The sequence below is a fragment of the Marinobacter sp. P4B1 genome, from assembly GCF_001447135.1.
Lineage (GTDB): Bacteria > Pseudomonadota > Gammaproteobacteria > Pseudomonadales > Oleiphilaceae > Marinobacter > Marinobacter vinifirmus.
This window is the reverse complement of the sequence record NZ_LLXM01000005.1, coordinates 231,406-243,171: the sequence shown is the minus strand read 5'-3', so window position 1 is coordinate 243,171 and position 11,766 is coordinate 231,406. Positions and strand designations below refer to the sequence as shown.

Sequence of the window (11,766 nt, the reverse complement as noted above, 5' to 3'; positions counted from 1 at the left end):
CACTATAAAAAATAAAGGATGAAACAAAGGAGATTGATGATGAACCGTGTGACTGCTTTGATTGGTGCCGCCTTGCTGGCCTTTTCTGCCCAGGCAGCTGCAGAAACCCGCATTGGTGTGGTGGATCTGCGCCAGGCCCTGTTTTCCTCGGATGATGCCCAGACCTTCAGCCAGCAGCTGCAGCGGGACTTTGCCGGAGATGAAGAAAAGGTCCGCCAGGCCCAGGAAGAAGCCCGCAAGCTGAAAGACCGCCTGGAGAAAGACGGTTCGATGATGAACGAAAGCGAACGTAACAAGGTGGCGGGCGAATTCCAGGAGAAGGTGCAGGAGTTCAACTTTCTCAAGCAACGCCTCGACGCCACGGTTAACCAGCGTAAGCAGCAGTTCCTTGAAAATGCCCGCCCGGAAGTAGACGTGGCTGTCAAAGAACTGCTGGAAGAGCATGACCTGGACCTGATCCTGCCCAGCGAAGCGGTGGTGTACGTGAAGCCGGAAATGAATCTGACGTCCCAGCTGCTGGACAAACTGAACAAGTAAAGAACAAGGGGCTCCCCGCCCCGGTGTTTGGAGAAGGCAATGTCACAGAAGTCCTATCGGCTCCAGGAAATAGCCGATGCGTTGGGAGCCAGTCTCCGGGGAGACCCCGATATCATGGTCAGCGGCCTGGCCACCTTGCAGGCCGCCGGCCCGGATCAGATCAGCTTTCTGGCCAATCCGGCCTACGGCAAATACCTGCAAGACACCCGGGCCGGTGCGGTTATCCTCTCACCTGCAGCCGCGGATGATTGCCCTACCAATGTCCTGTTACTGGACAACCCGTACATGGGCTATGCTCGCCTCAGTCACTGGTTTGACCCTGCGCCGGTGGCATCAGCCGGTGTTCATCCCACCGCTGTGGTAGATGAGAGCGCCAGCATAGACAGCACTGCCAGTGTAGGCCCTCACGCGGTTATTGAAGCCGGTGTGCATCTTGGAGCCCACGTTGTAATAGGCGCCGGCACCGTCATCGGCGCACGCAGCCGCATCGGAGACCACACTATCATCCGCCCCCGGGTTACCCTGGCCCACGACATTGTAGTGGGGCAGCGTTGCCATATCCTCAGCGGTGCGGTGATCGGTTCAGACGGTTTCGGCTTTGCCAACGACCGGGGCCAGTGGCACCGCATTGCCCAGCTCGGCGGTGTGGTGCTGGGTGATGATGTGGAAGTGGGCGCCAACACCACCATCGACCGTGGCGCGCTCGACAGCACAGTCATTGGCAACGGCGTGAAGCTGGATAACCTGATCCAGATCGCCCACAACGTTCATATCGGTGATCACAGCGCCATGGCCGCCATGGTCGGTATCGCCGGCAGTACCCGCATCGGCAAACACTGTGTGTTTGGTGGCGCCTCCGGGGTGGCAGGGCACCTGGAGATCGGGGATCAGGTGCATCTTACCGGCATGACGCTGGTAACGGGTGATATCCGCGAGCCGGGCGTGTATTCTTCCGGCACCAGCGCCGACACCAACCGGAACTGGCGCAAGAACGCCGTGCGTTTCAGGCAACTGGACAGCCTGGCCCGGCGCATAAAAGAACTGGAAAAGAAATCAGAGGGCTGAGGCCGATCAACATGCAGATGAAGATTGATGAGATTCTTGAGTACCTGCCACACAGATACCCGTTTCTGCTGGTAGACCGGGTTACCGATGTGGAGAAAGGGAAGTCGATCAAGGGCTACAAGAACATCTCCTTCAACGAGCCGTTCTTTACCGGGCACTTCCCGGATAACCCGATCATGCCTGGCGTGCTGATTATCGAAGCTATGGCCCAGTTGGCGGGCATTCTCGGTTTTGTGACCGTAGAACGGAAACCCTCTGATGGCGTGATACAATATTTGGCTGGCTCCAGCAAAGCGCGCTTCAAGCGCCCCGTGGTGCCGGGAGACCGCATGGATATGGAGGCTGAATTTGTCTCCGCCAAGCGCGGTATCTGGAAATTCAATTGCCGGGCACTCGTTGATGGCGAAGTGGTGTGCGTGGCAGAAATCATGACCGCTGAGAGAGAAGTTTGATGGCGACAAATGACTGGTCGGGTGTCCATCCTCATGCGATTGTAGACCCGTCAGCCAAACTGGCAGACAACGTAACCGTAGGCCCCTGGAGTTACATCGGCCCCGGTGTGGAGATCGGCGAAGGTACCGAGATCCTCTCCCACGTGGTGGTCAAGGGCCCAACGGTAATCGGTCGCAATAACCGCATTTTTCAGTTTTCCAGCATCGGTGAAGAGTGCCAGGACAAGAAATATGCCGGCGAGCCCACCACGCTGGTGATTGGTGATAACAATGTTATCCGCGAAAACTGCACGATTCACCGTGGCACGGTTCAGGACCGGGGTGAAACCCGCATTGGCAGCGGCAACCTGCTGATGGCCTATGTACACGTGGCCCATGATTGCATCGTAGGCGACAACACCATCCTGGCCAACTGCGCCACGCTGGCCGGCCACGTTTCCGTAGGCGACCACGCTATTCTCGGTGGTGGCACCATGGTGCACCAGTTCTGCCACATCGGCCCCCACAGCATGGCGGCTGGCGGCAGCATCGTACTCAAAGACATTCCTGCCTATGTGATGGCGTCTGGCCAGTCTGCCCAGCCCCATGGCATGAATGTGGAAGGCCTGAAACGTCGTGGCTTCAGCAAAGACGTGCTGATGGCCCTGCGCCGCGCCTACAAGGTGGTTTACCGTCAGGGCCTGACCACCGAGCAGGCGGTTGAAGAACTCGAGAAGTCCTTCAATGACGTGCCGGAAGTCCGCCCGCTGATTGACTCGCTCCGGGGAGCGGATCGCGGCATCATTCGCTGAGCCAGGAGGCCCTGGTGGCAACCGCTGAAACCGGGCAGGTCAGCTCCCGCAACGTAACCATTGCAATCATCGCCGGCGAGGCATCGGGGGATATCCTCGGTGCCGGGCTGATTCGCTCGTTGCGCAAACGCTATCCGAAAGCCCGCTTTGTGGGCATCGGCGGCGACGAAATGATCGCCGAAGGCTTTCACTCCCTGGTACCCTTGGAAAGGCTTTCCGTGATGGGGCTGGTGGAAGTGCTCGGGCGCATTCGCGAGCTGTTCAGTATCCGTGCCCGCCTGCTGGAATACTTCTTCACCACACCGCCGGATGTGGTCATCGGTATCGATTCCCCGGATTTCACCCTGGCGATTGAACGCCGCTGCCGGGAAGCCGGTATTCCGTCGGTTCATTATGTAAGCCCCTCGGTCTGGGCCTGGCGCCAGAAGCGAATCTTCAAGATTGCCAAGTCTGTCGACCTGATGCTCACCCTGTTTCCCTTCGAAGCCCGTTTCTACGAAGAGCACAATGTGCCGGTGGCCTTTGTGGGGCACCCGCTGGCTGACAGAATTCCCATGCAGCCAGATACAGGGGCGGCCCGCAAGGCACTTGGCTTGAACCCCGATCAGCCTGTTCTGGCGGTATTGCCGGGCAGCCGGGGTGGGGAAGTTGAGCGCCTTGGCACCCTGTTTCTGGAGGCATCCCGCTGGCTGCAGGAGCGCCGCCCGGATATCCAGCTGGTGATTCCCTGCGTCAACCGGGACCGGGAGAAACAGGTAGAGGGTCTGGTAGAGGCGCTGGAAGTGAAGCTGCCGGTTACGCTGGTACGCGGTCGTTCCCGGGAAGTGATGGCCGCCAGCGATGTGGTGTTGCTGGCGTCCGGCACGGCAACCCTGGAAGCCATGCTGCTCAAGCGCCCCATGGTGGTGGGCTACCGGTTGAGCAACCTCAGCTACAAACTGCTGTCCCGTCTGGTGAAGGTGCCCTGGGTGGCCCTGCCGAACCTGCTGGCGCAAAAAGGCCTGGTACCGGAGTTGCTGCAGGATGACGCCACACCGGAGGCCCTGGGCGCCGCCGTGCTGGAGCGCATGGAAAACACCGAAGAGCGCGAGCAGTTGCAGCAAGCCTTCACCGAGTTGCACGAAAGCCTGCGCCAGAATGCGGACGAACGTGCTGCCACCGCCATTTCCGAGTTAATGGAGCGCCGGCGCTGATGGCCGCAAAAGACCTTCCACCGTTTGAGTGCAGCTACAAGGGCCGGTTGCTGGCCGGAGTTGATGAAGTGGGCCGTGGCCCGCTGATTGGTGCAGTGGTGACTGCGGCCGTGATCCTGGACCCGGAGCGGCCCATCGAGGGCCTGGCCGATTCCAAGAAGCTCACCGAAAAACGCCGCCTGAAGCTTTACGACGAGATCCTCGAAAAGGCCGCTGCCTGGAGCCTGGGCCGGTGTGAGGCAGCGGAAATTGACCAGATCAATATCTACCAGGCCACCATGCTGGCTATGACCCGTGCAGTGGAAGGCCTGGTTATCGAGCCTGAATACGTATTGGTAGACGGCAACCGTTGCCCGGATTGGCGCTGGCCCTCCGAGCCGGTGGTGAAGGGCGATGCCCGGGTAGAGGCGATCAGCGCAGCGTCTATCCTCGCCAAGGTCACCCGCGACCGGGAAATGGAGATGCTGGAACAGCAATACCCCGGCTACGGCCTGGCTCAGCACAAAGGTTATCCCACACCCGTGCACCTGGAAGCGCTTAAGCGGTTAGGTGCAACGCCGGAGCACCGGCGGTCGTTTCGTCCCGTCCGGGAGTGTTTGTAAAATGAATTCGCACATACTTGCCGCCGTGTTTGCCGCAGTTTTTATGGGCACCATTGGCGCCATCTCGGTGTATGCCGGTGTCAGCGCGGAAACTGTTACCTTCTATCGCTTGTTTATAGGGGCGGCATTAATGGCCGCGTTTCTCCTGCTGACTGGACAGCGAGCAAAGGTATTCACCTGGCCCGGTTTCAAGGTTCTGGTAACCGGGGCATTCCTGGCCGGTTTTGTGGTGTTCTACGTAATGGCCATGAATTACACCAGCATGGCCAACGCCGTGATGCTGCTGTACCTGGCCCCGGCTGCCGCGTCGATAGTGGCGCATTTTTTCATGGGGGAGCGGCTGTCGGGCCTGGGTGCAGCCTTGATCGCCTTGGCGCTGTTCGGCTTTGCCATGATGATGGAATTCAACTTTAACCTCTCCGGCCGGGCGGAAGAGGCGGCAGGCCTGTTTTATGCCCTGTGCGCCATGCTCTGCTACGCCGCATTTATCCTGACCAACCGCTTGATTCACGAACGGGTGCATGTACTGACCCGAAGCGGATACCAGATGCTGGCCGGGGCGCTTTGCATGCTGCCGCTGATGCTCATGCAGGATGAGACTATCCAGGCCGGGCAGTGGGGCTGGTTGGCGGCGGCCGGCGTACTGCCCGGCTTCCTGGCGATTATGCTGGCGGTGGTGGCGTTAAAGGCATTGCCGGCGGCAACCTACGGTACCCTCGCATACCTGGAGCCGATTACGGTGATTATCCTGGGTTGGCTGCTGTTTGACCAAAGCCTGAACCTGCTGCAAATGTCCGGTGGCGCGTTGATCATCGTTTCGGGTGTGGTGCAGGCGGTCTGGTCCCAGCGGGAGACGCCTCCTGTGCCAGTGCGGACGTGAAGACCGGTAGGGTGGAGTAAGCGACCAGCATTGCGGTGAACGAGGGTGTGGCCGGCGTGGCGGACTTACGGTCAATCTCACCTAACCACCCAAATAGGCGGTCACAAGGATTGGCACATATATGTCACATATACGTCACAGGGAAATTTGGCTGTCCCAGACGCAAAAAAGGCAGGCCAGTAAGTGACTGATCTGCCTTTCTTTTATATGGTAGCGGGGGCAGGATTCGAACCTACGACCTTCGGGTTATGAGCCCGACGAGCTACCAGACTGCTCCACCCCGCATCAAAACTGGTTGTTGTCTTCGGGGCTGGCCCCGATCAACGAGGTGCGCATAATACAGCTGGGCAGGGTGCTTGTCAAACCTTATTTAAGACCCTCGCCAGGGTCAGCTGTGAAGGTTGCTTGCATGAAGCCCCGGCATGATTAGGATGGTAGCAGAAGCCGTCGGGCTCCCACGCCAGAATCGGCAAGCGATTAGACTAAAGTCTACATTTTGAAGGGGCACGCAATGCCAAGATTTCTACACACCGCCGACTGGCAAATGGGGCGTACCTACAGCCGTTTTGAAACCGAAGACGGTGCAGCGCTGGTGGAAGCCCGGTTCGAGGCCATAGAAAAGCTGACCCGCCTTGCCAATGAACATCAGTGCCAGGCGGTGCTGGTGGCCGGTGATGTGTTTGATGCCCAGACGGTATCTGATCGCACCATTCGCCGGGTGTTCAACGCCACCAGGGCATTCCCAGGCCCCTGGGTGATGCTGCCGGGTAACCATGATGCGGCGCTCGCCGAAAGCGTCTGGACCCGCGCTCAACGGTTGGGTGCCGTGCCGGATAACGTGCACCTGGCGCTGGAGCCGGGCGTTATCGAACTGGCTGCCGAAGGCCTCGCCATACTGAACGCACCGCTGACCCAGCGCCATACCTATGGTGATCTGACAGAAGCTTTCGGTGGCTACGAGACCCCGGCAGGATTAGTTCGGGTGGGGCTGGCCCACGGCAGCGTGCAGGGATTGCTGGCGGGTGAAATCGATTCCACCAACCCTATTGCGCCGGATCGGGCACAAGCCAGCAAACTGGATTACCTGGCCTTGGGTGACTGGCACGGTACCAAGGAAATCAACGAACGCACCTGGTACAGCGGTACCCCGGAGCCGGAGCGGTTCCGGAATAACGAGGCCGGTAATGCCCTGATTGTCGATATTTCCGGGCCGGGCGAGCTGCCGCAGGTTCAGGTGGTCGCTACCGGTCGTTACCAGTGGTATCAATGGCGGGAAACCCTTTCTGTGGAATCCGACCTGGACCAGTTACTGGAACGCCTGCAAAACCTGCCCGAATCCTCGGTGGTGGATCTTCGGCTGGATGGGCTGATTACCCTGGCGGGCGAAGAAAAACTGCTGCACGGATTGTCGGTTGCCGAAGCCCGTTTCCGCAGCATTCGTTGCGAACGCAGTAACCTGCAGCTGGCACCCACCGACGACGATATTGCTGCCCTGAAAGCCGACGGCTACGTTGGCGAGGTGATCGAAACCCTGCGGGAGCAACAAGCCGGGGAGCAAGGCGAAGCCGCCCGGGATGCCCTGGCCATTCTGGCCTCCATGCTGAAAACACCGGCTCAGGAGGCAGGCCAATGAAACTGCAAAGCCTGAAGGTTGAACAGCTGCGCCAGTTCCGCCATCCCTTTGCCCTTGAGCATCTTCAGCCCGGCCTGAACCTGATCCACGGCCCCAACGAATCCGGCAAAAGTACCCTGGTGCGGGCCATCCGGGCGGCGTTCTTTGAACGTTACCGGTCCCAGGCGGTGGACGACCTTCGCCCCTGGGGCGACTCTGCAGCAGCTCCCACCGTTGAACTGGCCTTCGAGCATCAGGGTGCCCAATGGCGCCTGGTTAAAAGTTTCCTGAAACGCACCCGCTGTGACTTGTCGGTCGGCAATGAGACCTGGAGCGAAGACGATGCGGAGGAAAAGCTGGCGGAGCTGTTGGGTTACCAGTATCCCAAGCGGGGTGCCAGCAAAGCGGAGCATTGGGGTATTCCGGGCTTGCTGTGGGTAGAGCAGGGCACGGGGCAGGATATCGAACAAGCCGTTGAACACGCGGGCGATCACCTGAAATCCGCCCTCAATGCCTTGGTTGGCGAGGTGGCCAGCACCGGCGGCGATGCAGTCATAGAGGAAGTAAAAGGCAAACGCGACGTGTTGCTGACGGCCACTGGCCAGCCCAAGGGTGACTACAAAAAGCTGGATAAAGAGCGGGAAGAACTGCAGCAACAGGTCGACGATTTGCAGCTGCGGGTTGAGCAGTATCAGGGGCAGGTGGATCGCCTCGGGCAGTTGTCGCAGGAGTTTGATCGCACCGAACAGGAAAAGCCCTGGGACGATGCCCGACGGCAACTGGACCAGGCCCGTGAACAGCTGCAGCAGGTGGAGCAGCTGGAACAGCAGCAGGAGCAGGAGAAGAATACCCTGGCGCAGCTGGTTCAGAACCGCGAGCTGCTGGAACAGAACCTCGGCCACCTGAGCCGGCTGGACGAACAGCGCAGCGCCCGCAAGGCAGAACTGGAGAGTGCCGAACGCAAGCTGCAACAAACCGGGCAGCAGACCGCTGCCCTGGCTGGCGCCCTGAACGATGCCCGGGGTGTTTATGAAAGTGCCCGGTCACAACTGCAACTTGCTCGCCAGCAGGAAATCCGGCAGCGGCTGGAACAGGATCTGCGCCAGTCTGAACAGCGACAGCAGGCCCTCAGCCAAAACCTGGCCAGGGCCCGGGAATACCAGCAACAGGTTGACGAGGCCCGGGAACAGGCAAAGGCAAACCGCATCGATACCGCCGCGGTGGCCCGCCTGAAAACAACCGCGAGGGAGCTGAATGACGAAACCATCCGTTCCGGCACCGTTGCCACCCGCCTGAGCTGGCAGCTGCAGCCCGGCGCTAGTATCACCCTGGACGACCGGCAGCTGGAGGGGCAGGGCGAACAGCAATTGCTGGAAGCCTCGCAGCTGGTTATTCCGGGCGTAGGCACTCTGGGCATCGCCCCGGGCGGCGAGGAGCTGGCCCGTACCCGGCGCAAGCTCGAAATGCTCGAACAATCCCTGGACGAGCAATTGCAGGCCATGGCTGTGGCGTCCGTTGAGCAGGCAGAAAGCCGTGCCTCCGCCTGGGAGGTAGCGGAGCAAAAACGTAAACATGCCGTCGAGTTGTTGCGTTCGGTTGCCCCGGCCGGTCTGGAGCCACTGGAAACCGAGCTGGCGGAACTGCAGGCAGAGTTGAAGGCTGTTCGTGAAAAACTGGAAGCCACTCCCGCACCGGATCAGGACGTTCAGGTATTGGATCTGGCCTCGGCCGAAAGCGCCCTGGCCAGTGCCGAGAAGCGCTTGAATGACGCCGAGGCCAGCGAGCGCAGCCATCAGGCGCAACTGCTCACTGGCAAGCAGGCCCGGGATAACGCGAGGGCCGAATGGCAGCGGCTGGAAGACGAGGCCAACAGCCCCGAGCGCCAACAACAGTTGACCCGATTAACGGCTGAGCTTGCCCGGATCGAACAGCAGCAGGTCAGCCTGCGCGAGAGCATGGCGAAGCGGGAGCAGCAAATCCGCGAGGCCCGGCCGGATATCCTGCGGCAGGATATCGACCGTTTTCAGCGCACGATCCAGACTTTGCAGCAAACCCAGGAAGACCGGCAACGGGAACTTCGGGACATTCGTGTTCGGCTTGAGGCCTGGGGTGCCGAAGGCCTGGAAGAGCAATTGAGCGAGAAGCAGGCGGAGCTGGAACAGTGTCAGCGCCGTTACCAGGAGCTGGACCGCCGTGCCCGGGCACTGGATTTGTTGCTCACACTGCTGACCGACAAACGCCAGGCGCTGACCCGGCGTCTGCAGGCCCCATTGCAAAAACACCTTAACCATTACGTGTCGCTGCTGTTTCCGAATGCAACGCTGGAGGTGGACGAACACCTGCGGCCGGGAACCTTCAATCGGGGGAATGAGCTGGGCCAGATTGCCGAACTGAGTTTTGGTGCCCGGGAACAGATGGGGCTGATCAGCCGGCTGGCCTATGCCGACCTGTTGAAGGAAGCCCAAAGGCCCACCCTGATTCTCCTGGACGACACCCTGGTGCACAGCGACCAGAACCGGCTGGAAGACATGAAGCGCATCTTGTTCGATGCTGCCAGCCGGCATCAGATCCTGCTGTTCACCTGTCATCCCGAGAAATGGCAAGACCTCGGGGTGCCGCCCATTGACCTCCAGAAGCTGAAAAGCTGAAACGCTGAAACGAAAAATTCCGTAAAATAACTGAAACTTATTACGACATAACTGATCTGCCTGTCTTTTCAGGCCGTAACACTGTCACCTGTTTCGATTTGTCGAAACTATGCGTTTTAATTAAGTGATAGGTTGGGCCTGTGCAAGCTACCGATAAACAAGCAAATTCCAATGTTGTTGACCAGTTCAGCGAAGCCTGCCAGGCCACCCTGGACCGGGTGCTGGGCAACAACAGTGCCGGCGTATTCGCTTCGGTGACTACCTTGGACGGTCGTTCACTGGCCTTTACCGCCAAGAACGATGCCATCCGCAGCAGCCGGGTGGCCGCACTGGGTTGTTCCCTGATGTCTCTCAGCGAGGCATTCAGCCGGGAAATCCTGCAGAGCCAGTGCTCCCACAATGTCATTGCCACCAGCCACGGGTCCATCATCACTGTGCGCTTGCCCTGCAAGCAGCACCAGTTTGCGCTGTCCGTCTGTGTAGACCGCAGCGAGAACCTGGCCATGGCCTTGCGTATGACCCTGGATGCGGCCCAGGCCCTGGCCGACACCATCGACAACTGATTTCCAACCCCAACAGAACAGAAGAAGGATAGTTCAGCATGGCAAAAATCAACCTTGAATCCCTGCGTGAAATCGACGGCTACGTGGCAGCGGCCCTGGTCGACATGGACAGCGGCATGATGATGGCCGGAGACGGCACCGGAATTGATCTGGAACTGGCTGCGGCTGGCAATTCCGAAGTGCTGCGTGCCAAGCGCAAAGTGGCCAGCAGCCTGGACCTGAACGACACCATCGAAGACGTGCTGATCAGCCTGGCCAAGCAGTACCACCTGATTCGCCCGCTGGAAAGCAACCAGCAGATTTTCCTGTACCTGGTGCTGGACCGTTCCCGGGCGAACCTGGCCATGGCTCGCCATGAGCTGCGCAGCTTCGAGAAAGACCAGGATTTCTCCTGATCGAAAGAGAGATTCCCGGGCCCTCCAGACGGGCCCTTTTCTGAACAGGTTTGTGTAAAGGAGGCTCCACCAATGAACGTTGATATCAGGGTAGCTGTCGCCGGTGATGAACTACAGAAAAGGCTCCGGCTGGCAGCGGGGCTGCTGCAGGCCCACAAGATAGAAGGCCGTCTGCGGCCCTGGGACGGCACCCGGTGCGATTGTGCTATCGTTGCCGCCGATGACCTGTATGGTGAACGGATACAGGACTATGCCCGGCGCAAGCAAATCCCGGTGCTTGCCATCACCCGGGCAAACGACCGCTTTGACCCCGCCACCGCCACCATCGGCGAGCACGCACCCATAAACGTTTATGTGCGGGCTTTGCTGAACCTGCTGAAAGCTGAGGCCAAACCGGCAGCGCCGGCACAGGCAACGGCGGCGTCGGTAACATCCCGGACGGCTGGACTAATCCTGCTGGCCCAGGCCCTTAGCCGGCAAGCGGGTGACCTGGTGATGGCATTGGACGGGGTGGAGCTTGGCATTTGCCCGTCGACTGGAACCATCCATGCAGCGTCGTCTGAGGTGATGCTTCAGGCCAAGCAACTGCTGGGGCAGCCGGGCTGGCAGCTGCGTGAGGCCGCTGGCAGCCAGGTTGCCAATGGTCATGCCGAAAGCCTGGATATTTTCATGATTCGTGCCGGCATCCATCATGGCGAGGCCCTGCCCATGTTCCCTCTGGAAGGATCACGAATGAAGTGCTGGCCGGATCTTGGCGCCGCGCCGGATCTGATCGAGCCGCTCCGGGTTGCGAGCCTGCTGGCCAAGGGCCATCGAGATCTGCAAAAGGTGGCCGGGCTGACCGGCATCGAACCGGTGCAGGCGTCGGGTATTCTGTGGGGCTTCCAGGCCGCAGGGTTGATTGTGCCGGACCAGCAGAAAATGCCCTCGCCACACCCGAAAACAGCGTCGAACGACCGGCTGCCGGCAGCAGGCCTGTTCCAGAAGCTGGCCGCCCGCTTCGGGTTGTTCCAGAAAGCCTCCTGACG

At 59.9% G+C, this 11,766-nt stretch carries 12 protein-coding genes and 1 tRNA gene; 12 read left to right on the top strand and 1 reads right to left on the bottom strand.

The window, feature by feature from the left end; genetic code table 11:
• The first annotated feature begins 39 nt into the window (after positions 1–39).
• Genes AQ621_RS02880 through AQ621_RS02850 form a run of 7 tightly spaced genes read left to right on the top strand, consistent with a single transcriptional unit; the run spans position 40 to position 5,520 of the window.
• Positions 40–537: an OmpH/Skp family outer membrane protein gene (locus AQ621_RS02880; RefSeq protein WP_058340184.1), complete on the top strand. Its 498-nt coding sequence runs from the start codon at positions 40–42 to the stop codon at positions 535–537.
• A 39-nt stretch (positions 538–576) separates the two neighbouring features.
• Positions 577–1,602 (top strand): UDP-3-O-(3-hydroxymyristoyl)glucosamine N-acyltransferase, encoded by a 1,026-nt coding sequence (gene lpxD / locus AQ621_RS02875; RefSeq protein WP_058340183.1) that lies wholly within the window; start codon positions 577–579, stop codon positions 1,600–1,602.
• Positions 1,603–1,619: 17 nt separating this feature from the next.
• Positions 1,620–2,054, top strand: a complete 435-nt coding sequence (gene fabZ / locus AQ621_RS02870) for a 3-hydroxyacyl-ACP dehydratase FabZ (protein WP_201785316.1) — start codon at positions 1,620–1,622, stop codon at positions 2,052–2,054.
• The gene (lpxA, locus tag AQ621_RS02865; protein WP_058340181.1) at positions 2,054–2,845 is read left to right on the top strand and encodes an acyl-ACP--UDP-N-acetylglucosamine O-acyltransferase; all 792 of its coding nucleotides are present in this window, start codon (positions 2,054–2,056) and stop codon (positions 2,843–2,845) included. The genes fabZ and lpxA overlap by 1 nt, the downstream gene beginning before the upstream one ends.
• A gap of 14 nt (positions 2,846–2,859) precedes the next feature.
• Complete coding sequence (gene lpxB, locus AQ621_RS02860) at positions 2,860–4,038, top strand: lipid-A-disaccharide synthase (RefSeq protein WP_058340180.1); 1,179 nt, start codon at positions 2,860–2,862, stop codon at positions 4,036–4,038.
• Positions 4,038–4,640: a ribonuclease HII gene (gene rnhB, locus AQ621_RS02855; protein WP_022989877.1), complete on the top strand. Its 603-nt coding sequence runs from the start codon at positions 4,038–4,040 to the stop codon at positions 4,638–4,640. The genes lpxB and rnhB overlap by 1 nt, the downstream gene beginning before the upstream one ends.
• A 1-nt stretch (position 4,641) precedes the next feature.
• Positions 4,642–5,520 carry a DMT family transporter gene (locus AQ621_RS02850; RefSeq protein ID WP_058340179.1) on the top strand — a complete coding sequence of 293 codons (879 nt, stop codon included), beginning with the start codon at positions 4,642–4,644 and terminating at the stop codon, positions 5,518–5,520.
• A 208-nt stretch (positions 5,521–5,728) separates the two neighbouring features.
• Here AQ621_RS02850 and AQ621_RS02845 read toward each other — a convergent pair.
• Positions 5,729–5,805: transfer RNA gene (locus tag AQ621_RS02845), tRNA-Met, on the bottom strand.
• A gap of 226 nt (positions 5,806–6,031) precedes the next feature.
• Between AQ621_RS02845 and AQ621_RS02840 the strand changes: the two genes are divergently transcribed.
• The 5 genes from AQ621_RS02840 (at position 6,032) to AQ621_RS02820 (ending at position 11,764) form a co-directional block, all read left to right on the top strand.
• Positions 6,032–7,153: a metallophosphoesterase family protein gene (locus AQ621_RS02840; RefSeq protein WP_058340178.1), complete on the top strand. Its 1,122-nt coding sequence runs from the start codon at positions 6,032–6,034 to the stop codon at positions 7,151–7,153.
• A complete protein-coding gene (locus AQ621_RS02835) occupies positions 7,150–9,780 on the top strand; it encodes an AAA family ATPase (RefSeq protein WP_058340177.1) in 2,631 nt (876 codons plus the stop codon). Before AQ621_RS02840 ends, AQ621_RS02835 begins: the two co-directional genes overlap by 4 nt.
• Positions 9,781–9,920: 140 nt before the next feature.
• Positions 9,921–10,343 carry a roadblock/LC7 domain-containing protein gene (locus AQ621_RS02830; protein WP_058340176.1) on the top strand — a complete coding sequence of 141 codons (423 nt, stop codon included), beginning with the start codon at positions 9,921–9,923 and terminating at the stop codon, positions 10,341–10,343.
• Between the two features lie 38 nt (positions 10,344–10,381).
• Positions 10,382–10,738 carry a roadblock/LC7 domain-containing protein gene (locus AQ621_RS02825; protein ID WP_058340175.1) on the top strand — a complete coding sequence of 119 codons (357 nt, stop codon included), beginning with the start codon at positions 10,382–10,384 and terminating at the stop codon, positions 10,736–10,738.
• A gap of 72 nt (positions 10,739–10,810) precedes the next feature.
• Positions 10,811–11,764, top strand: a complete 954-nt coding sequence (locus tag AQ621_RS02820; RefSeq protein ID WP_058340174.1) for a hypothetical protein — start codon at positions 10,811–10,813, stop codon at positions 11,762–11,764.
• The last annotated feature ends 2 nt before the right edge of the window (positions 11,765–11,766 follow it).